General features: G+C 62.4%; 24 protein-coding genes and 1 pseudogene. 19 read left to right on the top strand and 6 right to left on the bottom strand.

All coding sequences use genetic code 11. The features are described 5' to 3' along the window. Window positions 1-23: 23 nt before the first annotated feature. Both ACVWY5_RS28185 and ACVWY5_RS28180 read right to left on the bottom strand, forming a co-directional pair. Complete coding sequence (locus tag ACVWY5_RS28185) at window positions 24-1,178, bottom strand: patatin-like phospholipase family protein (RefSeq protein ID WP_038377691.1); 1,155 nt, start codon at window positions 1,176-1,178, stop codon at window positions 24-26. Window positions 1,179-1,244: 66 nt separating this feature from the next. After that, complete coding sequence (locus tag ACVWY5_RS28180) at window positions 1,245-2,069, bottom strand: 3-hydroxybutyrate dehydrogenase (RefSeq protein ID WP_028335641.1); 825 nt, start codon at window positions 2,067-2,069, stop codon at window positions 1,245-1,247. Window positions 2,070-2,236: 167 nt separating this feature from the next. On the opposite strand from ACVWY5_RS28180, the gene ACVWY5_RS28175 reads away from it, so the two are divergent. Next, window positions 2,237-3,136: a LysR family transcriptional regulator gene (locus ACVWY5_RS28175; RefSeq protein WP_028335640.1), complete on the top strand. Its 900-nt coding sequence runs from the start codon at window positions 2,237-2,239 to the stop codon at window positions 3,134-3,136. Between the two features lie 33 nt (window positions 3,137-3,169). On the opposite strand, the gene ACVWY5_RS28170 is transcribed toward ACVWY5_RS28175, so the two are convergent. Next, window positions 3,170-3,877, bottom strand: coding sequence for a peroxiredoxin-like family protein (locus tag ACVWY5_RS28170; RefSeq protein ID WP_028335639.1), 708 nt, complete (start codon window positions 3,875-3,877; stop codon window positions 3,170-3,172). Between the two features lie 511 nt (window positions 3,878-4,388). Between ACVWY5_RS28170 and ACVWY5_RS28165 the strand changes: the two genes are divergently transcribed. The 15 genes from ACVWY5_RS28165 to ACVWY5_RS28095 all read left to right on the top strand — a co-directional run bounded on the left by ACVWY5_RS28165 (window position 4,389) and on the right by ACVWY5_RS28095 (window position 17,524). Then, on the top strand, window positions 4,389-4,880 hold the full coding sequence (locus ACVWY5_RS28165; protein ID WP_028335638.1) for a cupin domain-containing protein: 492 nt from the start codon (window positions 4,389-4,391) through the stop codon (window positions 4,878-4,880). Window positions 4,881-4,988: 108 nt separating this feature from the next. Beyond that, window positions 4,989-6,206 (top strand): MFS transporter, encoded by a 1,218-nt coding sequence (locus ACVWY5_RS28160; protein ID WP_028335637.1) that lies wholly within the window; start codon window positions 4,989-4,991, stop codon window positions 6,204-6,206. 658 nt (window positions 6,207-6,864) lie between these two features. After that, on the top strand, window positions 6,865-8,223 hold the full coding sequence (locus tag ACVWY5_RS28155; RefSeq protein WP_028335636.1) for an ABC transporter substrate-binding protein: 1,359 nt from the start codon (window positions 6,865-6,867) through the stop codon (window positions 8,221-8,223). A 71-nt stretch (window positions 8,224-8,294) separates the two neighbouring features. Then, window positions 8,295-9,269 carry a sugar ABC transporter permease gene (locus ACVWY5_RS28150; RefSeq protein ID WP_321176938.1) on the top strand — a complete coding sequence of 325 codons (975 nt, stop codon included), beginning with the start codon at window positions 8,295-8,297 and terminating at the stop codon, window positions 9,267-9,269. Beyond that, the gene (locus ACVWY5_RS28145) at window positions 9,266-10,243 is read left to right on the top strand and encodes a carbohydrate ABC transporter permease (RefSeq protein ID WP_038377690.1); all 978 of its coding nucleotides are present in this window, start codon (window positions 9,266-9,268) and stop codon (window positions 10,241-10,243) included. The genes ACVWY5_RS28150 and ACVWY5_RS28145 overlap by 4 nt, the downstream gene beginning before the upstream one ends. Next, the gene (locus ACVWY5_RS28140; RefSeq protein ID WP_028335633.1) at window positions 10,240-10,458 is read left to right on the top strand and encodes a hypothetical protein; all 219 of its coding nucleotides are present in this window, start codon (window positions 10,240-10,242) and stop codon (window positions 10,456-10,458) included. Before ACVWY5_RS28145 ends, ACVWY5_RS28140 begins: the two co-directional genes overlap by 4 nt. A 4-nt stretch (window positions 10,459-10,462) precedes the next feature. Continuing rightward, a complete protein-coding gene (locus ACVWY5_RS28135; RefSeq protein WP_028335632.1) occupies window positions 10,463-11,560 on the top strand; it encodes an ABC transporter ATP-binding protein in 1,098 nt (365 codons plus the stop codon). Next, entirely contained in the window at window positions 11,553-12,578 is a 1,026-nt protein-coding gene (locus tag ACVWY5_RS28130) for an ABC transporter ATP-binding protein (RefSeq protein WP_028335631.1), read from the top strand. Before ACVWY5_RS28135 ends, ACVWY5_RS28130 begins: the two co-directional genes overlap by 8 nt. A 21-nt stretch (window positions 12,579-12,599) precedes the next feature. Continuing rightward, a complete protein-coding gene (dhaL, locus tag ACVWY5_RS28125) occupies window positions 12,600-13,223 on the top strand; it encodes a dihydroxyacetone kinase subunit DhaL (protein ID WP_028335630.1) in 624 nt (207 codons plus the stop codon). Continuing rightward, the gene (gene dhaM, locus ACVWY5_RS28120; RefSeq protein WP_028163196.1) at window positions 13,220-13,612 is read left to right on the top strand and encodes a dihydroxyacetone kinase phosphoryl donor subunit DhaM; all 393 of its coding nucleotides are present in this window, start codon (window positions 13,220-13,222) and stop codon (window positions 13,610-13,612) included. Before dhaL ends, dhaM begins: the two co-directional genes overlap by 4 nt. A 32-nt stretch (window positions 13,613-13,644) precedes the next feature. Beyond that, entirely contained in the window at window positions 13,645-13,947 is a 303-nt protein-coding gene (locus ACVWY5_RS28115; RefSeq protein ID WP_244481825.1) for an HPr family phosphocarrier protein, read from the top strand. A 1-nt stretch (window position 13,948) separates the two neighbouring features. Next, window positions 13,949-15,568, top strand: coding sequence for a phosphoenolpyruvate--protein phosphotransferase (ptsP, locus tag ACVWY5_RS28110; RefSeq protein ID WP_028335629.1), 1,620 nt, complete (start codon window positions 13,949-13,951; stop codon window positions 15,566-15,568). After that, window positions 15,561-15,983, top strand: a complete 423-nt coding sequence (locus ACVWY5_RS28105; protein WP_028335628.1) for a hypothetical protein — start codon at window positions 15,561-15,563, stop codon at window positions 15,981-15,983. The genes ptsP and ACVWY5_RS28105 overlap by 8 nt, the downstream gene beginning before the upstream one ends. 37 nt (window positions 15,984-16,020) lie before the next feature. After that, window positions 16,021-17,004: a dihydroxyacetone kinase subunit DhaK gene (dhaK, locus tag ACVWY5_RS28100; protein ID WP_028335627.1), complete on the top strand. Its 984-nt coding sequence runs from the start codon at window positions 16,021-16,023 to the stop codon at window positions 17,002-17,004. Window positions 17,005-17,338: 334 nt separating this feature from the next. Then, window positions 17,339-17,524: a hypothetical protein gene (locus ACVWY5_RS28095; protein WP_160321714.1), complete on the top strand. Its 186-nt coding sequence runs from the start codon at window positions 17,339-17,341 to the stop codon at window positions 17,522-17,524. Between the two features lie 116 nt (window positions 17,525-17,640). Here ACVWY5_RS28095 and ACVWY5_RS28090 read toward each other — a convergent pair whose 3' ends face one another. Beyond that, window positions 17,641-17,811, bottom strand: a complete 171-nt coding sequence (locus tag ACVWY5_RS28090) for a hypothetical protein (RefSeq protein ID WP_244481824.1) — start codon at window positions 17,809-17,811, stop codon at window positions 17,641-17,643. A gap of 249 nt (window positions 17,812-18,060) precedes the next feature. Next, window positions 18,061-18,252, bottom strand: a complete 192-nt coding sequence (locus ACVWY5_RS28085; RefSeq protein WP_028335625.1) for a hypothetical protein — start codon at window positions 18,250-18,252, stop codon at window positions 18,061-18,063. 161 nt (window positions 18,253-18,413) lie between these two features. Between ACVWY5_RS28085 and ACVWY5_RS28080 the strand changes: the two genes are divergently transcribed. Continuing rightward, a complete protein-coding gene (locus ACVWY5_RS28080; protein WP_028335624.1) occupies window positions 18,414-19,211 on the top strand; it encodes a helix-turn-helix transcriptional regulator in 798 nt (265 codons plus the stop codon). Between the two features lie 253 nt (window positions 19,212-19,464). Here ACVWY5_RS28080 and ACVWY5_RS28075 read toward each other — a convergent pair whose 3' ends face one another. Further along, entirely contained in the window at window positions 19,465-20,913 is a 1,449-nt protein-coding gene (locus ACVWY5_RS28075) for a helix-turn-helix domain-containing protein (RefSeq protein WP_028352244.1), read from the bottom strand. 271 nt (window positions 20,914-21,184) lie between these two features. Between ACVWY5_RS28075 and ACVWY5_RS28070 the strand changes: the two are divergent. Continuing rightward, a pseudogene (locus tag ACVWY5_RS28070) lies at window positions 21,185-22,733 on the top strand (acyl-CoA carboxylase subunit beta). 7 nt (window positions 22,734-22,740) lie between these two features. Continuing rightward, on the top strand, window positions 22,741-24,756 hold the full coding sequence (locus ACVWY5_RS28065; protein WP_456671721.1) for an acetyl-CoA carboxylase biotin carboxylase subunit: 2,016 nt from the start codon (window positions 22,741-22,743) through the stop codon (window positions 24,754-24,756). Window positions 24,757-24,784 lie beyond the last annotated feature (28 nt).

The following is a 24,784-nucleotide window of genomic DNA, read 5'->3' as shown; positions in this document are numbered from 1 at the left end:
CAATCCTGTTCCTGGAGCGCACCTTATTCCGCCGCTACCGGCATCAATTCCATCTGCTCATGCAGGATCACGCCCGACAGCGGATCAAACTCGCCGACCCACGGCGCGTGTTCAAGGGCTGCTCTCGTGTGCGAGTAACCAGCGTCCCACCGCTGCAAGATGCCGCGCGGGCTGAAATCGATGTCCTTGGTGTGGGTTTCGCGATCAAGCTGCGGCGCAAGCAGACGCACGACGTGCATGCGTGTCTGACAGCCGTAACCGACCAGTTCGCGCACCTCTGGGGCGTTGCGTTCGCTGTCGGGCAGCCGTTTGGCCAATTGGTTGATGATGTGACGCAACCGATGCGCCTGCTGCTGGCGTGCGATGTGGCTCATGATGCGGCTGGAATATTGGACATCCTTGTGTCGATTCAGCACCTCCGCCATCGTGGTCGGCTCCAGGCCTGCAGGATTCCACAGATGGACAGCGAAGATCAGCGAGTTCTTGCGGGGATCGTCATCGAACACGACTTCAGTCGGCGTGTTGGACAGAATACCGCCGTCCCAATAGAGCTCGCCGTCGATGCGGACGGCGGGAAAGGCCGGTGGCAACGCGCCGGAGGCCATAATATGCCTGATGGTGAGTTCGCCGTCGCGGCTATCGAAATAGCGCATCTGGCTGGTCCGCACGTGGGCGGCCCCGACCGTCAGACGCGGCGCACAGCTATTGAGCAGCTTGACGTCGACGAGTTCGCACAGGGTCTGCTCCAGTGGCGCGGTCGAGTAATAGCCGGCCCGTTCGGCACCCAGCGGGTAGCTGTCACCCGCATGCGCAAGGGCATTTGGACGAAAAAATCCGGGAATTCCGTGGGTGATGGTCGCCCAGTAGGATAGCCGGTCATTGAAGCCGGGAAAGGCCGTCCGGATATTCCAGACGGGATTTTGCTCCATCCGCTTCCAGAACTCCTCAAGGCGTGACAGCCGGTTCTCGACCGGATTGCCGGCGATGAGGCTGGCATTGATGGCGCCGATCGATGTGCCGATGATCCAGTCCGGCTCAATGCCTGCTTCGTGCAAGGCTTGATAGACGCCAGCTTGGTACGAGCCCAAGGCGCCGCCGCCTTGCAACACCAGAACGACCTGGCCGGGGAGATCCTTGGCCAGCGATTTGATATTTCGCGACGAAGTTCTGTCCTGCATGTTGTGCTCCCATTTCGGCCTGGTCTAATCTTCGCAAGCGTGCCCGGCTCTGTTACGAGCGTCGTCTCAATGTGCTGTCCAACCGCCATCGACCGGCAAAGCAATTCCGGTAATCGACGCGGCTGCTTCGCTCGCCAGGAAAACCGCCAGCGCACCGATCTCCTCGACTGTCGCAAAGCGTTTATTCGGTTGCTGGGCCAGCAGCACGTCGCGGATCACCTGATCCCGGGAGATCCCATGCGCCTTGGCTTGTCCATCGATCTGGGCTTCGACTAGCGGGGTATAGACATAGCCAGGGCAGATGGCGTTGCACGTAATACCTTCCTCGGCGATTTCGAGCGCTGCTACCTTTGTCAAACCGACAATGCCGTGTTTGGCGGCGACATAGGCCCCCTTGAACGGCGAGGCGACCAGCCCATGCGCAGATGCCACATTGATGATGCGGCCGAATCCTTGTTTGCGCATCGCCGGCAGTGCCAGCCGCGTGGTGTGGAACGCGGACGATAGATTGATCGCAAGGATCTGATCCCATTTTTCGACCGGAAACTGTTCGAGCGGTGCGACGTGCTGAATACCGGCATTGTTGACGAGAATGTCGAGCCGGCCAAATTCAGCCAGCGTCACTGTGGCCATCTCGGCGATTGCATCCGGCGACGCCATATCGGCCGCTGAATAGCCGACCTTGACGCCATGATCGGCTTCTATCGCATCCTTCGTCCTGGCGATCTCGGCCGCGGCTCCGAAGCCATTCAGCATCACGTTTGCGCCAGCCGCGGCAAGCGCGCGGGCGATGCCAAGCCCGATCCCGCTGGTTGAGCCGGTCACGACGGCGGCCCTGCCATCGAGCAATTTTGCGTCAACGTCGGCATGCGATTTGATCTGGACATTCATCTTCTGAATCCCGCTTGCATCGTCGGCGGTATCCGACGGTCGCCAAAATCTGCATCGCAAAATGGACTTACGGAAATACCCTTTGACTTCCAAAACTATAGGTGCGCGCTATGGCCGCCTTGGCCCTCAATCGGCTAGACTGTGAGCCGGATCAGGGGAGTTCGGCCATGGAAATGCATCAGGTTCGGTACTTCCTCGCGGTCGCGCGGACGCTCAATTTCACGCGTGCTGCTGATGAGTGCAATGTCACCCAGCCATCGCTGACGCGGGCAATCAAGCAGCTCGAGGCTGAGCTTGGCGGCGACCTGTTTCGCCGCGAGCGTCCGGCCGGATTGACCGAGCTTGGTCAGCGCATGCACCCCTTGCTGAAGCAATGCTACGAGGCCGCCGCCGGCGCGCGCTCGCTCGCCTCGTCATTCAAAAGCGGCGAAATCGGCGCGCTGAGAATCGCGCTCACCCACTCGATCGATCTGTGTCTGCTGATTCCGTTCCTCGATCAGATCAAGCGCCAGTTCAATTGGTTGGAATTCCGTTTTCTCCGTGGCAATGGCCGCGAAGTCGGAGACATGCTGAGGAAAGGTGAGGCGGAGCTTGGAATCGCAGCTGAGCTCGACCCGAATTGGGAGCGGCTCGACACTTGGCCGCTATTTACGGAGGACTTTCAGCTCGTCGTCAACGCTGACCACCGGCTCGCCGGTCAGGACAGCATCGACCTCGATGATCTGCGTTCCGAACAGCTTTTGTCGCGTGAGTACTGCGAGTATGGCCTGCGTTTGAACACCGTCTTGCGAGAGCACGGCATAGACGTCGGTCATTGCCACGAGATCTCGAGCGAGCGCGATCTCATTGAGCTGCTTGAGGCTGGTATCGGCATCGCCGTGGTTCCTGACACCTCGCGGATACCGCAGACGCTCAAACGTACCTCGGTCGAGGGACTCGATGCCCGACGCACGGTCAATCTCTACGGCATCGCCGGTCGCGAACGAACTGCGGTCGCATCTGCCGTCATGCGCATGCTGCGTGGCACGGATTGGCGGCAGTTTTTGGAGAAGAGCCGAGCCGCGTGAGAGTACCAATGCACGCGGGTCGCCCGGAAGTGCCTACCTCGCGTCCTTCAGAGCTCCGAGTAGATCCTCGATCGCCATGCGGCGCCGGAAGTCGGGATCAACGAAACGCGTTTTGACGATGCCATCGCATCCGATCACAAAGGCCGCAGGAATTGGCAACACCCAACCGTCGTTGCCGTGAAAGCTCGGCATGTCGAGATAAGAGAGAAGCCGCTCAATCTCTGCACCAAGCCAGATCGCCAGGTTGAGGGACAGCGCATAGCCATTGTCGAGATCGGTCAGCACTGGAAACGGTGCTCCGGCTTCGGACTTGAATTCTGCCGCATATTCCTGTGTCTCGGGCATGATGGCGACGACGTCCGCCCCCAGAGCCTTGATGCGGTCATGGGCCTTGATCACTGCCCTGACATTGAGCCGGCAATACGGGCACCAATGGCCGCGGAAAAACATCACCGCCAGCGGGCCTCGCTCGAGCAGAGAGGGCAAGGCGATTAGGCGACCGCTTTCGTCGGGTAGCACGAAAGGTGGCATCGGCTCGCCAGGACGCGGCGCGTTTTCGCCGCCGCCATTTTCGTTGACCCTGATAACGAGGCGATCGACTGCGTCGCCATAGGCCGGAAAGATTTCCCGGCCTGCTGCCGCATAGGCTTGGAGCTGCTCGTTGAGAGTGCCTTCCATCTCCCGGCAGCGCTGAAAGGCGACCTTGAGCCGCTCGGCGTCGGCTGGGGAAAGCGATGTCATCCCTTGCTCCCGTATGTTTGACCTTCAGATGGCAATCCTGCGCGGACCGCCCACCAGAGGCGCCTTTGTCTCCGCCAGGAGCATTGCACAAAGCACGATAGCATTGGGCTATCGATATCAGAGCGCGCCCGCATTTCATGTTGGACGTCTGAGCGAGGATAGCCGTCCCCCGAGGGGTTTTCTATGTCCCGCCATAACGTACTGTGATTTGGCAAATTCGCTACCTTTCCTTTCCTGATTTTCACCTCGTGGGCCATGCCGGTTATAAGCTTGGAGATATGTTCGGCCTTGCAGTGAATCTCGGCATCCGCGCGAGCGAGCTTCGTGACCACATTTCCGCCTGTCCGACCTTCGCGTCCGACATCAAGCACATGCCCGGCACCGCTTGAGTCGCATAGCTCGCCGCTATCGACTCAACAGCCAACGGGCATTTCCCGAAGCAAAGGCCTTGCGCGATGCTCCTGACACGCCGGCCAGCCTTTCGGGGCCGCGACATCGAGGAGACAACAACATGTTCAATGACATCGCAACCGCGCGCAAGATCTGGCAAGCTCTCGGCGTCGCAAGCGCCATTGCCATTTCGCTCGCGACAGCATCCGCGACATTCGCCGGTGAATGTCCCGCCGACAAGATGAAGGCCAATGCTCGCTCGATGGTGGACTACAAGCCGGTTGGTGTTGCCGACGTGACGCTTGGCTCCATCGATCTCGGCAAGCAGCCCGCGCATATTGAGGGACGCGAACTGCGCTTCCGCAAGCTGACCATCGAGCCCGGCGGCATCGTGCCCTGGCATAGCCACGACGACCGGCCGGCACTGATCTTTGTCCAGCAGGGCGAGGTCGTCGAATACGCCAGCAACTGCGTCGACCCAATTGTGCACAAGGCTGGCGACCTGCGACCGGAGGTCTACGGCACCTCGCATTGGTGGAAGAACCTCGGCAAAGAGACCGTCATTCTCTACGTGGGTGATGTCCGCAAGGATCCGACCGACCACAACATGTAACGAGTGCTCCGCCCCACGCCTCGTTACCGGATGTGACGACCCGGGAGCCCGTGTTGGCCCCGCACGCCCGGCGTCACATCCCCTCTTTCGATTACAGGAGCTGCCGCGATGGCCGACATGCCGATGGGAGTCACGGCAGAACCGATGCAAGAGCACGGTCATTCAACCGGCGTGGCGCTGCGATCTCTGGTGATCGGCCTCACCGCATTCCTGACCGTCGTCGACCTGTTCGCAACTCAAGCAATTCTACCAACTCTGACGCGGCACTACGGCGTCGCGCCCGGTGCGATGGGTTTCGCCGTCAATGCCAGCACCATCGGCATGGCAGTCGCAGGACTGGTGGTCGGATCCTTCAGCCCGCACATCGATCGCAGGACCGGCATTCTGGCAAGCCTGCTTCTGCTCGCGATTCCGACGAGCTTGCTTGCGATCGCACCGAACCTTACCGTCTTCACCTTTCTTCGCATCATGCAGGGCCTCTGCATGGCGTCAGCCTTTACGCTGACCCTTGCCTATCTGGGCGAACAGTGCAGCGCAATGGATGCTGGCGGCGCCTTCGCTGCCTATATCACCGGGAACGTCGCAAGCAATCTGATCGGGCGTCTCATCTCGGCGTCCGTGTCCGACAATCTGGGCCTGGCGACGAATTTCTATTTCTTTGCCGTGCTCAATCTCGCAGGCGCGCTGCTGGTCCACTTCACAATCAAGCGCGTCCAGCCCATGCACTCCATCGGCCCGGCGCAATCGCCACTTTCGGCAATGATAGAGCATTGGCACGATCCGGCCCTGCGCGCGGCCTACGGCCTTGGCTTCTGCATCCTGTTCGCGTTCATCGGCACCTTTACCTACGTCAACTTCATCCTGGTCCGTGCCCCACTGTCGCTCGGCATGATGGGGGTGGGTTTTGTCTATTTCGTATTTCTCCCCTCCGTCGTCACGACGCTGCTGGCTGGCAAAGCGGTGGCACTGTTCGGCATGCGCCTATCACTTTGGGGCGGTCTCGCAATCGCCGCTCTGGGCCTGCCACTGATGCTCTCATCGCACCTTGCGGACGTGCTCGCGGGGATGGTGCTGATCGGGGTCGGCACGTTCTTTGCGCAAGCCTGCGCCACGGGCTTCGTCGGGCAAGCGGCGCGAACAAACCGCGGGGTTGCCAGCGGCACCTACCTTGCCTGCTATTTCTTCGGCGGCCTGGTCGGCAGCGCGGTGCTTGGTCAATTGTTCGACCATTTCGGATGGGCCGCCTGTGTCGCAGGCGTGGGTGTGGCGTTGGCATTGGGGTGCATTTTGACCGCAAGCCTCAGGATCCCGGTGTCCGGTCGATAACACGAGTGGTGGGCCCGGCAGGCTCGAACCTGCAACCAGACCGGTTATGAGCGGTGGAGCAAGATCAGCTTCGTTGATCTTGCTGCACCATGCTTGAGTTCGAATGCGTTCGTCGCGCTTTGGCGAGGTCGTTTTCTGGCGCGAAACCGGTGCGGTTCGCGGCAATGGCTGATTTCGGCCGACGCGGAGGCTGTTCGCGCGCTCAATCGCTTTGTTGAACGTTCAGTAAAGTCGTATACTAAACATTCTGGCTGTGGCTGACCTTCTGGCTTTCCTGTTATCGGGACGCGCCGAATTGCGTCCGCCGGACCAGGTCGGCAATCGTTGTTCGCCGCATTCGCTGCAATCCTTGGGCAATTTGTTGCATTGCGAACGTCGACGCTTGCGCGTGCGAGCGTCGGGAATATTTTCGCCAAGGTCGCGAGAACCGGCTTGACGGGCCAAAAAATTTAGTACTACGTTTAGTAATACAAAAAACTGAACATGGCGCATCGAGCGCTGATGTGCAGGAGGAGCCCAAGCCATGCCGGAGCCGTCTCCGGCAGCGGTCCGTCTCGTCCTTCACTCATCGCTCCTCAAACTCGGTTTCAGGGTCTTGGCGTCGCTCCGGCAGGGCGCGCTGAGCGGGTTGGACGCTTCAACGAGAGAGGAAACGGATATGCGGACATTCAATTGGCTGAGAAGCTCAGCGGCCACCACGGTTCTCGGGGCGGCGCTGCTGGGGATATTTGGCGGAGGCGAAGCTGCGGCCCAGGGTAAGCAGCTCACGCTGTGCTGGGCGGCATGGGATCCGGCCAACGCGCTGGTCGAACTCGGCAAGGATTTCACCAAGCAATCCGGCATCGAGATGAAGTACGAGTTTGTCCCCTGGACGAGCTACGCGGATCGCTTCCTCAACGAGCTCAACTCCCACGGCAAGCTCTGCGACCTGATCATCGGCGACAGCCAGTGGATCGGCGGCGCCGCCGAGAACAAGTGGTACGTCAAGCTCAACGATTTCTTCGACAAAGAGCACATCTCGATGGACGACTTCGTCCCGGCGACCGTTGTCGGCTATTCGCAGTGGCCAAAGAATTCGGCGAACTACTGGGCGCTGCCGGCGATGGCCGACGCCGTGGGCTGGACCTATCGCAAGGACTGGTTCTCGCGGCCCGACATTCAGTCGGCTTTCAAGGCCAAGTACGGTCGTGATCTGGCACCGCCGAAAACCTATGACGAGTTGAAGCAGATCGCGGAGTTCTTCCAGGGCCGCGAGATCGACGGCAAGAAGGTCTATGGCGCCTACATCTTCACCGAGCGCGGCTCCGAAGGCATCACGATGGGCGTGACCAACGTGCTCTACAATTACGGCTTCAGTTACGACAATCCGAAGAAGCCGTACCAGATGCAAGGCATCGTCAATTCCGCCGAGGCGGCCAAGGGGCTCGAGTTCTACAAGGAACTCTACAAGTGCTGCACCGCGCCGGGCATGACCAACGCCTACATGCAGGAAGGGCTCGATGCCTTCAAGTCGGGCCAGGTGGCGATGCAAATGAACTGGTTCGCCTTCTTCCCCGGTCTCTACAAGGATCCGAATGTCGGCGGCGACAAGATCGGCTTCTTCGTCAATCCGGCCGGCCCGAACGGGCACTTCACCCAGCTCGGCGGACAGGGCATCTCGGTGGTTGCGACCTCCGACCGCAAGGACGACGCGCTCGCCTACATCAAGTGGTTCGCGCAGCCCGCCGTGCAGCAGAAATGGTGGCAGATCGGCGGCTACTCGGCGCTCAAGGCGGTGGTCGACGCGCCGGACTTCCCGAAGAGCGCGGCGTTCGCGCCGCAATTCCTGGAGTCGATGGGCATCGTCAAGGACTTCTGGGCCGAGCCGTCCTACGCCCAGCTGCTGCTTGATATGCAGAAGCGGGTGCATGACTACGTCGTCGCCGACAAGGGTACCGCGCAGCAGGCGCTCGATCTCCTGGTCAAGGACTGGACCAAGGTGTTCAAGGAACAGGGCAAGCAAGTCGCCTCGCAATAGCCCGAACGCCGCGTCCCAACTGAACTGGCTTCCCCGAGGTCAGCCTCGGGGAAGCCGAACCAGCCCAGCCGATGGACAAGATGACGACGATCCTGCAACCCGACCATGCTACGATCCCGGGCGTGAGCGAGCCAGCCAAATCCCGCGCCGCGCGCCGCGTCCATGGTCTGTCCGACCGGACCATTGCGTGGCTGTTCGTCGCGCCGACGATTGCGCTGCTGCTCGCGATCAACATCTTTCCGCTGGTCTGGATGATCCGGTTGTCCTTCACCAGCCTCAACCTCAGCATGTCCTATCTGCCGCTGCGGTTTGTCGGGCTCGACAATTTCAGCGACATACTCAACGACGAGGACGTCTGGTTCCGGCTCCAGACCACCGCGCAATTCGTGATCTGCTCGGTCGCCGTGCAGGTCGTGATCGGCTTTGGGCTCGCGCTTCTGATCAACCGTCAGTTCCGGGGCCACAGTTTCTGGACCACGATCATCCTGCTGCCGATGATGCTGTCGCCGGCGGTTGTCGGCAATTTCTGGACGCTGCTGCTGCAGCCGCAGATCGGCCCGTTCAACTATCTGATCAGCTTGTTCACCGGTGTGCCGCCGAGCTCCTTCAGCATGACAGGGCAGGTCGCGCTCGCGCCATGGACGATCGTGCTCGTCGACACCTGGATGTGGGCGCCCTACGTGATGCTGATCTGTCTCGCGGGGCTGCGCTCGATCCCGGATTACATCTACGAGGCGGCCGAAGTCGATCGTGCCTCGGCCTGGCGGCAGTTCTGGTCGATCACGCTGCCGATGACGGTACCGTTCCTGATGCTGGCGGTGCTGTTTCGCGCGATCGAGAACTTCAAGATGTTCGACATGGTCAACCTGCTGACGTCGGGAGGACCAGGGTCGACCACCGAGCTCGTATCGATCACACTGAAGCGCGCGGCATTCGAGAAGTGGCGCACCGGCTATTCGTCCGCGCTTGCCATCATCTTGTTCGTGACCGTGTTCGGTGCCGCCAACATCTACGTCAAAGCGCTCAACAAGGTGAAGCAACGATGACCGCTGCCGTAGCCAAACCTGTCCTGGCCAGATCCAGCGCGCACTCGATCGTCGAGGCCTCGCCGCGCACCAAGGCATTCGCTGGTGCTCTCGTCATCCTCTATGCGTTGATCACGATCCTGCCGCTGCTCTGGATCGTCGCCACCGCCTTCAAGTCGCAAAGCGATGCGATCGCCTATCCGCCCAAGGTAATCTTCGAGCCGACGCTCGAAGGTTATGTCAACCTGTTCACGGTGCGCACCCGCCAGACACCTGATTTCATCGCCAAGTTGCCGCCCCCGGAGACCTGGTATGACAAGCTGGTCCGCAAGCATGACATGGTCATTGCCGGACCGTCCAAAGTCGTCCCGCGCTTCGTCAACTCGCTGATCATCGGGTTCGGTTCGACTTTCCTCGCCGTCTTCCTCGGTACGCTCGCGGCCTACGCATTCTCGCGCTTCCGCATTCCGTTGGCCGACGATCTCTTGTTCTTCATTCTGTCGACGCGGATGATGCCGCCGGTCGCGGTCGCGATCCCGATCTATCTGATGTACCGGCAGCTCAACCTGACCGACACCAGGCTCGGAATGATCCTGCTCTATACCGCCGTGAACGTCTCGCTCGCAGTCTGGTTACTCAAGGGGTTCATCGACGAGATCCCACGCGAGTACGAAGAGGCGGCCCTCGTCGACGGCTACACGCGGCTGCAGGCGCTGCGCAAGGTGGTGCTGCCGCAGGCCGTCACCGGAATTGCGGCGACCGCGATCTTCTGCCTGATCTTCTCCTGGAATGAATACGCCTTCGCGGTTCTGCTGACCAGCGGCGAGGCGCAGACCATGCCGCCCTTCATTCCTTTCATCATCGGTGAGGGCGGGCAGGACTGGCCGGCGGTTGCCGCCGCGACCACGCTGTTCGTCGTCCCGATCGTCATGTTCACCGTGCTGCTCCGCAAGCATCTGTTGCGCGGCATCACCTTCGGAGCGGTGCGCAAATGAGCGGTTCTGCTGTTATTAGGGGTGCCAAGGGAACCAAGGGGGCATTGCCCTGCTTCTTCAGTCGCGGGCGCTGGGAGGCCGTTGCGATGACCCTGATCGGGGGCGGCATCTTCATGCTGGTGCAGCCCTTCTCGATCGATCTCTACAGCTATTCATTCGTGACGATTCTGGCCGGCACGGTAGGCTTCGTCGTCGTCAGCCATTTTCCGGAATAGGGTCATGGCTCAGATCCGCATCGAAAATCTTCGCAAGTCGTTCGATCAGTTCACCGCGGTGGAAGGGTCGACCTTCACCATCGACGATGGCACTTTCTTTGCGTTGCTCGGCCCTTCCGGCTGCGGCAAGACCACCACCTTACGCATGATCGCCGGCCTCGAGCTGCCGACCGAGGGCAAGATCCTGCTCGACGGGGAGGACGTCACGTTCCACCGTGCCGCCGCCCGCGATATCGCGTTCGTGTTCCAGCTGTTCGCGCTCTATCCGCATATGGATGTCGGGCAGAATATCGGCTTCCCCCTGAAGTGCCAGGGCATGGCGCGGCGCGAGATTCGCGAGCGGGTGCAGGAGACCGCGCGGATGCTGCGGATCGAGCATCTGCTGTCGAGCAAGACATCGAAGCTCTCGGGCGGCGACCGCCAGCGTGTCGCGCTCGGGCGAGCCATGGTGCGGCGCCCGAAGGCCTTCCTGATGGATGAGCCGCTGGGCGCGCTCGATGCCGAGTTTCGTCATCTGATGTGCGGCGAGCTGCGCGATTTGCACGATCGCATCAAGGCGACCACGGTCTATGTCACCCACGACCAGCTCGAAGCGATGTCGATGGCCGACCAGATCGCGATCATGAACAAGGGGCGCGTGGAACAGATCGGCACGCCGCAGGAGGTTTATGACCGGCCTGCCAGCATGTTCGTCGCGGACTTCATCGGCTCGCCACCGATGAACTTCCTGCGCTTCGAGGGCGGCCTGCGATCTGGTGACCGGGCGATCAAGTTTCACGACACCAGGCTCGTGGTGCCCGAGATCCGCGAGGACCGGGCCAGCGCTGCGCTGGCCCTCGGGATTCGTCCGGAGCATATTCGCTTCAGCGACGCCGGATCCGTTCGTGGCGAGGTGTTCGGCGCGGAATATCTCGGCACGACGCAGATCGTCACAATCGACACCGCCTATGGACGGGTCGCGGCGCGGCTGCCGTCGAGCGCCTCGGTGCGGGTCGGAGAGACCGTCGGCCTCGAATTCAACTCCGTTCGGCTCTCACTGTTCGATGCCGGCAGCGGCCTTGCAATCAGGACCGCCGGCGAGGAGGGGGGGCGCCATGGTTGACGTCAGCTTGCGCAATATCAGCAAGCGCTTCGGCGCGGTAGAGGCGGTGCGCGACCTCTCACTGACGGTGAACGACGGTGAGTTCCTCGTCCTGCTCGGGCCGAGCGGTGCCGGCAAGACCACGACGCTGCGGCTGATCACCGGGCTCGAGAGGCCCGACGCCGGTTCGGTCATGATCGGCGGGCGCGACGTGACGCATGATCCGCCGGGTGCACGGGACATCGCATTCGTGTTCCAGCAATATTCGCTGTATCCGCATCTGTCGGTCTATGACAACCTCGCGTTCCCGCTGCGCTCTCCGGCGCGGCGCGTGCCGGAGCCACAGATCCGCAAGCGTGTCGAGCAGACCGCGGAGCTCCTGCATATCGCCAGCAAGCTGAATAATCGCGCCACTCGCCTGTCGGGAGGTGAGATGCAGCGGGTCGCGATCGGCCGCGCGCTGGTGCGCGATCCCTCGATCTATCTGATGGACGAGCCGCTGTCGTCGCTGGATGCAAAGCTTCGCGCCGAGCTTCGCCTCGAATTGAAACGGATCCAGCTTGAGCTCGGCGCGACCATCCTTTATGTGACCCACGACCAGGTCGAAGCCATGACGATGGCGTCAAGGATCGGCGTGATCAAGGACGGCCGGCTGCTTCAGCTCGGCACGCCGAGGGAGATCTACGAAAATCCATCCAGCAGCTACGTCGCGTCGCGGCTCGGGACGCCCCAGATCAATTTCCTCCCCGCACGGCTGCTGTCCGATGTGGCGATACCGCCGGAAACGGAGACGGTCGGCATCCGCACCGAGCACCTCCAGATCGCCGCGCGCAACGGCGGGCAGATGGTCGGTCGGGTGCATCGCGTCGAGCATCTGGGCGAGCAGAATCACGTTCACCTCGACTATAAGGGCGAAACGCTGGTGACGTTGGCGGATCCGCATCAACCGTTGCGGGCCGGCCAGGAGGTTGAATTCCAGCTGCTGCGTCCGCTGTGTTTCGACCGTGCGGGGCAACGCATCGGCGCGATGGTCCAATAGAGGAGCGAGAGGTTCAGATAGATGTCTGTGCAACCGGAGACATTCAAGTCGCTGCTCAAGGCGGCCGCCGAGCAGGTCATCGCCAGCGCGCCGGAGCTCACGAGCCTGGACCAGGCGATCGGCGACGGCGACCACGGGACCAACATGAAGCGCGGCTTCGAGGCCGTGCTCGGCAAGCTCGATGCCATCTCGGCGCAGCCGCTGAACGAGGCATTCAAGGCGATCGGCAAGACCCTTGTCATGACGGTCGGCGGCGCCTCCGGCCCGCTTTATGGCAGTTTCTTTCTCGCCGCGGGCGAAGCGCTGTCGCAAGACAAACACCTGCCTGACGATCTCGCCGACGTGTTCGGCAGCGGAGTGGACGCGGTGAGCGCGCGCGGTCGCTCGCAGGCCGGCGAGAAGACAATGCTCGATGTGCTCGTTCCGGTGCTGGAGACACTGAAAGCGGGCGCCGGCCAGCCCGATCTGATCGCGCGGGTGCGCATCACCGCAGCTGAAGCGGTCGAGCGCACAGTGCCGATGCAAGCCACCAAGGGCCGGGCGTCGTTCCTCGGTGCGCGCAGCGTCGGTCATGTCGATCCCGGGGCGCGATCGAGCTGCGTTCTGCTGCACGCTGTGTGCGCTGGCCTGGAGGCGCGGCAATGACCGATACCGTAGGGATCGTGATCGTCTCGCATTCCCGGGATATCGCCAAGGGAACCGCGGACATGGTGCGGCAGATGGTCGGCAGCGAGGTCAAGGTCGCCTTCTGCGGCGGCAATCCCGATGGTGGTCTCGGCACCAGCGTGCCGCTGATCATCGACGCCATCAACGATGCCTGGTCGTCGAAAGGCGTTGCTGTACTTGTCGACCTCGGCGGCGCCGAGACGAACAGCGAAATGGCGGTCGAAATGCTGGAGCCGGCGAGGCGTGATCTCGTTGTCGTCTGCAACGCGCCGATCGTCGAGGGCGCCGTCATGGCGGCGACCGAAGCTGCGGGCGGCAGCTCGCTGGCCCAGGTCAGAGCCGTGGCCGAGGAACTCTCTGCCGATTGAGATGTCGGCGATGCGATTAATGGATGATGAGCATGCTTGATAGAGCGGACGGACAGATCTTCACCGGCAATGTGCGGCTGGTGCATGCAGTCGGCATGCACGCGCGCCCCGCGGTCAAGCTGACCAAGCTCGCCAAGAAGTTCCAGGCTCAGATCTCCGTGCGGGTCGCGGGCGCGCCGGAATGGATCAATGCCAAGAGCGTGGCCAAGATCATGGCAATGCGCGCGGCACATGGCAGCACGATCGAGATCAAGGCCTCCGGTAGCGACGCCGAGGCCGCGGTCGCGGCGCTGGTCGATCTGATCGCAAGCGATTTTCCGGATGGAGCACCATAGCATGCAGGGCGGCGCTGCAGGTCTGGCCTACCGCGGCAGGACCGCCTCGATCGGCTTTGCCCATGGCCCGTTTGTCCGTGTCGATGCGGGCGCGGCCGGCGAGCGCGTGGCCGGCACACTGGTCGAGGAGGCGCTGGCCTTGCGCAATGCGATCGACGTCGCGAGTGGCCAGATCGCCGATCTTGCCGCCAGCGCCGGCGGCGAAGCTGCGCAGATTCTCGAATTCCAGGTTGCGCTGCTGGAGGACGAGGATTTGATCGAGGCGATCTTCGCGTCGATCGGCGAGGGACGTCCAGCCGATATCGCATGGCGTTCGACGCTCGACGCGCACATCGCCGACTACAATTCCGCACCGGACGACTATCTGAAAGCGCGTTCCTCCGATCTTGCGGATTTGCGCGACCGCGTGGTCCACATTCTGCGTGGCGACCAGGGGCAGCCGCTGAAGGTCCCGAGCGGGGGCGTGGTCTGCGCCGACGATCTGCCGCCATCGCGCTTCCTCGAGATCGACTGGTCCGGCGGCGGTGGCCTGGCGCTGTTGCGCGGCAGCCCGACCAGCCATGTCGCGATGCTGGCGCGCGCGCGCGGCATCCCGATGGTGGTGCAGCTCGGTTCGATTCCAGACATCGGCACCACGGCGTTGCTCGACGGCGAAGGCGCGACGCTGGAGCTCGATCCCAATGCCGAACAGGTCCGTACTTTCGAGAAGCGGCGCGACAGCCATCTCAAGAGCAGGGCATCCGCGCGCGCGATCCTGCGGCGGCCGACAGCCTCCTGGCGCGGCGAGCGGATCAAGCTCTTCATCAATATCCAGCGCGTCGAGGATCTCGAGCATGCCGACGCGCAATATGCCGACGGCATCGGCCTGATGCGCACCGAGTTCCTGCTGACGGAGCGTGGTGGCCTGCCCGACGAGGAGACACAGTTTCAGGCCTACGATGCGGTGTTGCGTTGGGCAGACCGGCGACCGGTCACCATTCGCACGTTTGACGCGGGCGGCGACAAGCCGGTGCCGGGCTTCACGGTGGACGGCGAAGCCAATCCGTTCCTCGGGGTGCGCGGCCTGCGCCTGTGCCTCGCCCGGCCCGAGATCTTTGCGGTTCAGCTCCGCGCGCTGGCGCGGGCCGCGGTGCGCGGCAATCTCAAGGTCATGTTCCCGATGGTCACCTCGGCGGACGAGCTCGAGGCGGGGCGGAAGCTGTTCGCAGATGTCGTGCAGCACTTGCAGGCGGACGGCATTGCCGCGATGCTGCCCGAACTTGGAATCATGGTCGAGGTTCCGGCGGCGGCCCTGGCAATCGCGAGCTTCAAGACGTCCTTTTTCTCGATCGGCTCGAACGATCTCGCGCAATATGTGCTGGCCTGCGACCGTTCCAACGGAGCTCTCGCCCCCCTGATGGACCCGCTGCATCCGGCAGTGCTCGAACTGATCGCGCGGACTGCGGAGCATGGGCGCCGCGCCGCCATCAGCGTCAGCCTGTGCGGCGACATGGCGGGTGATCCGCGCTGCCTGCCCGCCCTGCTGAATTGTGGCCTGCGCGAACTCTCCGTCAATGCATCGGCGCTGGCGCAGATCAAGCAGACCATCGACCGGCTGAGCAGCGGAGGCGGCCTTGGCTGACACGGCGGCCGATGACGCGCCCGAAGCCGGCGCGGTGGCAGTCTACAAGCGCATCTTCAAGGAGGTGCTGGAGAGCCGTCCCTCCGGCATGCGGCTTCGGCTGGCCCATGCCATGGGCAAGAACCGCAGCTTCGTCAGCCAGATCAGCAATCCCGCATATCCGGTGCCGATACCGGTGCAGCATCTCAACACGATCTTCGATGTCTGCCACTTTCCGCCACAGGCGAAGGCAGCCTTCCTTCGCGCCTATGCGCGCGCACATCCGCGCCGCGTCGGCCGGTTGAGCGAAGGCTCGCACGAGCGGGCGCTGACGCTGCATCTGCCGGACCTCGGCAGCGCCAAGCGCAACGCCGAGCTCGACACGTTGCTCCAGGAGTTCACGCGGCGACTGATTGGCATCATGCGGGAAAAATAGGCGAGAAACGCCAAACGGACGAAGCGGGGAGGACACAATGAAGAAGTTCATCAATGCGGTCGATAACATGCTCGCAGAGAGCCTCGACGGCTTTGCCGCCGCGCATGCCGACCTCGTCATGCTCGGCGCTGAGCGGAAATTCGTCCGTCGCCGCGAGCTGAACTCGAAGAAAGTCGCGCTGTTGTCGGGGGGCGGCAGCGGGCATGAGCCGCTGCATGCGGGCTTCGTCGGCTACGGCATGCTGGATGCCGCCTGTCCCGGCCAGGTGTTCACTTCGCCGACGCCGGACCAGATCGTCGAGGCCGCCCAGGCGGTCGCGGGCGATGCCGGTGTCCTGTTCATCGTCAAGAACTATGCCGGCGACCGCATGAACTTCGAGATGGCAGCCGAGATCGCCGAGGGTCGCATCGCCACCATCGTGACCGATGACGATGTCGCGGTCGAGAAGTCGACCTACAGTATCGGGCGGCGCGGCGTCGCCGGCACGTTGATTGTCGAGAAGATCGTCGGCGCCGCCGCCGAGGGAGGCGCCGATCTCAAGACCTGCGTGGCGCTCGGCGAGCGCGTCAACGCGCGAACACGTTCGATAGGCGTGGCGCTGACCAGCTGCACCGTTCCGGCCGCGGGCACGCCGACCTTCGCGCTCGGCGTGGACGAGATGGAGATGGGCGTTGGCATCCACGGCGAGCCGGGCCGCCGCCGCGTCAAGCTTGCAGAGGCCGATGCGATCGCATCGGAGATGACGGCAGCGATCGCCGGCGATCTCGCGGCGCCCGCGGGCTCCGAGGCGCTGCTGCTCGTCAACGGCTTCGGCGGCACGCCGACGATCGAGCTCTATCTGATGTACAACGCGGCGCGCCGGATGCTCGAGGAGCGAGGTCTGCGCATCGCCCGTTCGCTGGTCGGCAGCTACGTCACATCGCTGGACATGGCGGGTTGCTCGCTCACCGTGAGCCTGCTCGACAGCGAGACCACCGTGCTCTGGGATCATCCCGTGCGTACGGCCGCATTGAAATGGTGACCGCCTTGGTGGGCGGCCGCTGATTTTCAGATTGCGCCCTGACTGACGATGGGCCGGGGTCGCAGGCATGCACCGGAAGTCTGCCGGTTCACCCTCCCTGAAACTTGCCGTGTCCTTCGGGCGCGGCATCTTTTTTGCGTGGAGTAGACAGGACCTCCGGCGATCGTGAGTGCCGAGCCATTGATTTACTGGTGGGCCCGGCAGGACTCGAACCAGCAACCATGAGCGGGCATAGCGGTTCGGTTGTGAATTCGCCCTTGGATGCTTGCTCCACAATTCGCCTGACGCGGAGCATTTGGACTGTTCGGACGGCGTTAAGAGGCAGCAGAACCGAGTGAAGGACGAGGATTGGATACAAGTCGTCGAAGAACGCGTATGCGATGAACGCGACATTGCTCAAGATGGCCGTGATCCTGAGCTGGAGCATCGTCTTCATGCAAAACGTGGCGAAGACGAGAAGAGATGCGAGATAGCCGGCGGCTTCAACCCAGGACTTCGAGCTGCAGAACAAAACGTCTGAGCAGCGCATTTCCGCGTCCTTCTATGAACTTGCCCCTGAAGAGCGCGACGACCCCTGTACATGTGGGTCAACGGGCTTGGATACCGAAGAAAACGCAAAAATCAGATGCTGATCGGCTAGAAGAATCCGGCACTGAGATCCAGCCCATAAGTCACCGACAGCAGCCACACCAAGAGGGCGGCTCCACAGAACAACGCGGTCTGCTTGAGGACGTTTGCCTGCAATGAGGATGCGGGGAATACCCGGACAAAAGCGTTTGCAATCGCAGCAACTGCAACGGCGCGCATGATGATCTCCAGAAGTTGGCTAATGACTGGGCGTTAGCGAGCGTCGTGCTTCACGCATGAGCTCGCGATTCCGCTCTCGGCGACGGAGGGTTTCTTCGATCTTCTAGAACGCCCAGACAAAGCAGGCCCCCAAGGCAAACTGAAATCAGCATGGGCAAAGATGCCCGATCGCTAACGGTCTGGATCACACAATTTCCAATGCAAATGAAATCTCGGCTCCAGGCAAGTGGCGCGCCAACAGCGCCTCGATCAGGGAATGTTGATCGCCGGCAGCGGGCCAGTGGGGCGGATCAACGCTTTAGCGGGTTGCTCCTGCGCGAAGACCGCGAGTGCAATCAAAACGGCGCATAATAGGGCGATGAAAAAGCCGAGACGCCACCGCCGCTCCGTCCGGTCGTCGTCGGGTGTGTCAAGTCGGCGCGCGCCCGTTGCTGTGCGCATCGTTAATCTCCGAATATCGTGACGGTGAGAAGGCCAGTCTTCCCAACACCGCACTGAATATCTCGCCACTTGATGCGTCTGGGAACCACCTAGAAAGGTGGTCCGGTGTCTCCTATGCTTGCTCGAAGGTCGGTGACCTGCGCACTCGTTTCGGGGGGGACATGTATCTATCCACGGATTCCACCAATCCGCAGAATCAAGATGTCTATGCACTTTGGGATCGGCTGGCCGAGTTCTCCGTCGGCGACGCCGACGCCGCACTGACACATCTGCTAGCCGCACTGCGTACCATGTTGTCGGCACGCAATGTGCTATGGGGTGTAGTCGTGCGATTGCCTTCGCCGAAGCGGGCCGATCCCTTGCTCGGTTGGCGTCCGCGCCTCGTCCGGGTACTGGACCCGATACCGGCGGTGGCAGCATCCGTGCAGCAGCAGTTCGATACGCTCTGGTCCCGCAACGTCGACCTGTCTCAGATCCTTTCCATGTCGGGAGATGAGCCGTTCCGCGTCCGCCTGCTGTTCGAAGCGCTGCCGCCGGAATGGTTCGAGGGCGAGCACTATCGGCGGCACTATTTGGACGTCGGCTTCGCCGACAGCATTTCCGTGCGCATTGCGCTCAATGACGACGTGAGGATTCGCCTGTTCGTATTTCGCGATGCGGAGGCCCCTCGCTTCTCGGCGCAGGACGGCCAACGTCTGGGCTTCGTGATGCGCGGGTTGAGATGGTTTCACCGTCAGCAACTGCTCAGCCACGGCCTGCTCATCGCCAATGCACCCCTCACACCTGCTGAACGCAGGGTGTTGCTCGCACTGCTCGACGGGCACACGGAAAAGCAGATCGCGCAGAGGCTTGACCAAAGTCCGAACACCACGCATTTCCACGTCAAGTCGATCTACGCCAAGTTCGGCGTGCGCAATCGCTCGGCGCTCACCGCGCTGTGGCTCGGCAAGCTGCGATAACGAACTTACAGTCGATTTGCTGGTGGGCCCGGCAGGACTCGAACCTGCAACCAGACCGTTATGAGCGGCAGGCTGTCGAGCGAACTCGTTGATTTTGCTGCATTTTTGTGTCGCTTGATTGCATCCGTTGCCTTTGAATCACGCCGTTTCTGGTGCGAAACTGGTGCAGTGGAGTGACGCGAGAGCGTGCGACGCGATAGATCATGAACTGGGGCAACGGCGCGTCGGTGAAAGGCTGGCACGGCCCGGCCTGTCATCTGATCCTGCTGGTTCGTAAGGTCTTGGTGTCGATCTGATATGGGACGACTCCTCTTTCGATTGTGCCCACGTCAAGTGGATGTCCGATCGGCGGTAGCGCACGGTGACGACAATCCTTGCGTTCGCAGGCCCTGCATCCCGGACCGATAGGGTCGGTCGCGTCGGGGGCGTCCAAGTCGAGGCCTTTGGAGTAGATCGTCTCGCCTGCATAGGCAGTTTCGCAACCGAGTCCGACCGCAACCGCGCGCGGACGGTTGAGATAGGACCCCGCCGAGAGGCTCACGGTCCGAGCCACACAAAGATACTTCGTCCCATCCGGTGTCGCAGCGAGCTGGACCAGGATGCGCCCGGGATGTGAAAACGATTGGTGCACGTTCCACAGGGGGCAGGGGCCTCCGAATCGTGCGAACTGGAAGCGCGTAGCGCTGCTGCGCTTCAGGACGTTTCCAGCGATGTCGATCTTCAGGAAGTAGAACGGAATTCCTGGCGAGTCTCGCCGTTGAAGCGTGCTCAAGCGATGGCAGACTTGTTCAAAGCTCGTACCGAAGCGTCGTTGAAGGCGCTCAATGTCGTACCGAACTTCGCGCGCGGTAGCGAGGAATGGTCCGTACGGCATCACCAGCGCACCGGCAAAGTAGTTGGCGAGCGCGACCCGTGCCAGCGATGCAGCCTCCTCATTGCTCAGTCGTGCCTGCTTGACCTCGCGCTCGATGCTGCCTTGCTGCTCCAGGAGGCCAATGACGTGAGCAATCCAGAACAGCCGGCTTTCCAAGGGAGCATCTTGCGACAGAAAGAGCGTCTTGGCGTTGTTATCAAGCCGCCAGATCATCCCCTTGCCGAGATCCTCCGGGGCTTGCTCTGTTCGGATTCCATACCTGTCGCGCAAATACTTGATGAAATCGTCGCTGCGATTCTCGGGATGGAAGTTTCTCACTTCAGCAAGTCTTTCGGCGGCGCGGTCGATCGCATCAAAATAGTTTCGCTGGGATTGCACCCAATCCCGGACCTCATCGTAGGGAAAGCGGCTCGCAGCTCCCACGTCGCTTTCAGCGACGCGCGATTGCAGGGAGCGATGCTCTTCTTCGAGCGCAAGATAGCCGCGATAAAGATGGAGAAAGCGCTGCGCGATGTCGGGTGCGACCCTTACCGCCGCACTAGCCTCGTCTGCCGAGATGGCGGACCCAAACAGTGGGTCGCTGGCGCTTTCACGCAGTTCGCTTGCGAGCCGCAAATCGTCGTCGGCCGCGAAGTAGTTCGTTTCTATGTCCAGTAACCGACTGAGCCCCAAAAGCAGCTTGCGCGTGATTGGCCTCTGGTCCCCCTCCATCTGGCTTAGATAGCCGGCCGAAATCCTAAGAGCATCTGCGAGCTCCGCTTGTGTCATTCCGCGTTGCTCGCGCAGCCGCCGCAGCCGGTCGCCGGCAAAAATCTTGTGATGCTTCACTTCGCAAACTTTACAAAAAGCGAAGCGTTATCAGCAATAATACGCACTTCTTTGCTCCTCTCGCTGAGCTCATTTTGCTAACTTTGCATACATTAGACGGGGGTGCAAAGGTTGCTGGGCCGCCGGCCAGGGCCGGTCAGTCGCCTTACAAGTGCGTGGGTCGGGATGACCTCCAGGTCGGCCGACGAGGACGCACATCGGCGAATACGCTCAACCAAGGCTCGTTCTGTGAAGAGAGCTTCTCTCGGATCGCAGTAGATCGGGCCCGATCATGAGGACGCGCGCTATCGTGAGTACATTGGCTGAACTCGAAGAGCGGCGCGCCGGCGCCAGGCTGGGCGGCGGCGAAAAGCGCATCGAGGCGCAGCACGCCCGCGGCAAGCTGACCGCCCGCGAGCGGATCGAGCTCCTGCTGGACAAGGGCTCGTTCGAGGAATTCGACATGTTCGTCGAGCACCGCTCGATCGAGTTCGGTATGGAGAAGACCAGGATCCCCGGCGACGGCGTCGTCACCGGCTGGGGCACGGTCAACGGCCGCAAGACGTTTGTCTTCGCCAAAGATTTTACGGTGTTCGGCGGCTCGCTCTCCGAGACCCACGCGCTGAAAATCACGAAACTGCAGGACATGGCGATGAAGGCGAGGGCGCCGATCATCGGCCTCTATGACGCCGGCGGCGCGCGCATCCAGGAGGGCGTAGCTGCCTTGGCGGGTTATTCCTATGTATTCCGCCGCAACGTCATCGCGTCAGGCGTGATCCCGCAGATCTCCGTCATCATGGGCCCCTGCGCCGGCGGCGACGTCTATTCGCCCGCGATGACCGACTTTATCTTCATGGTGAAGAACACCAGCTACATGTTCGTCACCGGCCCCGACGTGGTGAAGACCGTCACCAACGAGGTGGTGACCGCCGAGGAGCTCGGCGGCGCCTCGGTGCACGCGACACGCTCCTCGATCGCCGACGGCGCGTTCGAGAACGACGTCGACGCGCTGCTGCAGATGCGCCGGCTGATCGACTTCCTGCCGTCGAACAACACCGACGGCGTGCCGGAATGGCCGAGCTTCGACGATATCGGGCGGGTCGATATGTCGCTCGACACGCTGATCCCCGACAATCCGAACAAGCCCTACGACATGAAGGAGCTGATCCTGAAGGTCGTCGACGAGGGCGACTTCTTCGAGATCTCGGAGACCTTCGCGAAAAACATCGTCACCGGCTTCGGCCGCATCGCCGGCCGCACCGTCGGCTTCGTAGCCAACCAGCCGATGGTGCTGGCGGGCGTGCTCGACTCGGATGCGTCACGCAAGGCCGCGCGCTTCGTTCGGTTCTGCGATGCCTTCAACATCCCGATCGTCACCTTCGTCGACGTGCCGGGCTTCCTGCCGGGCACCGCGCAGGAGTATGGCGGCCTGATCAAGCACGGCGCAAAGCTGCTGTTCGCCTATTCGCAGTGCACGGTGCCGCTCGTCACCATCATCACCCGCAAGGCCTATGGCGGCGCCTTCGACGTCATGGCCTCGAAGGAGATCGGCGCCGACATGAACTACGCCTGGCCGACCGCCCAGATCGCCGTGATGGGCGCCAAGGGCGCAGTCGAGATCATCTTCCGCCTCTGACATCGGCGACCCCGACAAGATCGCCGCCCGCACCAAGGAATACGAAGACCGCTTCCTGTCCCCCTTCATCGCCGCCGAGCGCGGCTACATCGACGACGTCATCATGCCGCATTCGACCAGGCGGCGGATCGCACGGGCGCTGGCGATGCTGAAGGACAAGAAGGTGGAAATCCCCGCGAAGAAGCACGACAATTTGCCGTTGTGATAGAAGCATGTTCAAACGAATCCTGATCGCCAACCGCGGCGAGATCGCCTGCCGGGTCATCAAGACTGCGCGCTGTATGGGGATTGAGACGGTCGCCGTCTACTCCGAGGCCGACCGCGACGCGCTGCATGTCGAGATGGCCGATGAGGCCGTGTTGATCGGCCCGCCCGCCGCCGCCGAGAGTTATCTTTTGATCGACAAGATCGTCGAGGCCTGCCGCAAGACCGGCGCGCAGGCGGTGCATCCGGGCTACGGCTTCCTGTCGGAGCGCGAGGCGTTCCCGCGCGCGCTGGAAGCCGCCGGCATCGTCTTCATCGGCCCGAACCCCGGCGCCATCGCCGCGATGGGCGACAAGATCGAATCCAAGAAGGCCGCGGCGAAGGCGAAGGTCTCGACCGTGCCGGGTCATCTCGGCGTCATCGAGGACGACAAGCACGCCGTCCAGATCGCCGACGAGATCGGCTACCCCGTGATGATCAAGGCCTCCGCCGGCGGCGGCGGCAAAGGCATGCGCATCGCGCATTCGAAGGCGGAAGTCGCCGAAGGCTTCAACCTCGCCAAGGCCGAGGCGAAGTCGTCGTTCGGCGACGATCGCGTCTTCATCGAGAAATTCATCGTCGATCCCCGGCACATCGAGATCCAGGTGCTCGGCGACAAGCACGGCAATGTGATCTATCTCGGCGAGCGCGAGTGCTCGATCCAGCGCCGCAACCAGAAGGTCATCGAGGAGGCGCCGTCGCCGCTGCTCGATGAGACCACCCGCCGCAAGATGGGCGAGCAGGCGGTCGCGCTGGCCAAGGCGGTGAACTACGATTCGGCCGGCACCGTGGAATTCGTCGCCGGCCAGGACAAGAGCTTCTACTTCCTGGAGATGAACACCCGCCTGCAGGTCGAGCATCCCGTCACCGAATTGATCACCGGCATCGACCTCGTCGAGCAGATGATCCGCGTCGCCGCCGGCGAGAAGCTCGCGATCGCGCAGAAGGACGTGACGCTGACCGGCTGGGCGGTGGAATCCCGCGTCTATGCCGAGGATCCGTTCCGCAACTTCCTGCCGTCGATCGGGCGCCTGGTGAAATACCGTCCGCCGGCCGAGGCCAGCCATGACGGCATCACGATCCGCAACGACACCGGCGTGCAGGAAGGCGGCGAGATCTCGATCCATTACGATCCGATGATCGCCAAGCTCGTCACCCACGCCCCGTCGCGCGCCGCGGCGATCGAGGCGCAGGCGACCGCGCTCGACGCGTTCTATGTCGACGGCATCCGGCACAACATCCCGTTCCTGTCGGCCTTGATGAACCATCCGCGCTGGCGCGAGGGCCGGCTGTCGACCGGCTTTATCGCGGAAGAATTCCCCAAGGGATTTTCGGCGCGCGCGCCCGAGGGCGAGATCGCGCGGCGGCTGGCCGCGGTTGGCGCTGCCATCGACCACGTGCTGGGCGAGCGCAAGCGGCAGATCTCCGGCCAGATGGGCGGCCGCGTGGTGCTGCGCGAGCGCCGCCGCGCGGTGTGGCTCGACCGCGCCGAGATCGCGCTCGATGTCGCCCGCGAGGGTGACGCCATCGCGGTGCGCTTCATTGCCGCCGACGGGCTCCCTGGCAATCCGCACAATCTGGTGTCGGGCTGGGTGCCGGGCGAGCCGGTCTGGCAGGGCACCATCGACGGCAACTTTGTCGCCGTCCAGGTGCGGTCGATCAACAACGGCTTCCGCCTCGCGCATCAGGGCTTTGAGGTCCCGATCTATGTCTTCACCGAGACCGAGGCGACCTCGGCGCGGTTGATGCCGGTGGTCTCGGCCGCCGACACCGGCAAGAAGTTGCTGTGCCCGATGCCCGGTCTCGTGGTGTCGATCGCGGTGACCGAGGGGCAAGAGATCAAGGCCGGCGAGACGCTCGCGGTGGTCGAAGCCATGAAGATGCAGAACGTGCTGCGCGCCGAGCGTGACGGCACGGTCAAGAAGATCCACGCCGCCGCCGGCGCCACGCTCGCGGTCGACGCGCTGATCCTGGAATTTGCGTAGAGCGGCTGGAGCATCAGCACAACGTGCC

The sequence above is a fragment of the Bradyrhizobium sp. USDA 3256 genome, assembly GCF_054058275.1.
Note: the sequence above shows the minus strand (reverse complement) of the source record. Positions and strands in the feature narration are given on the sequence as shown.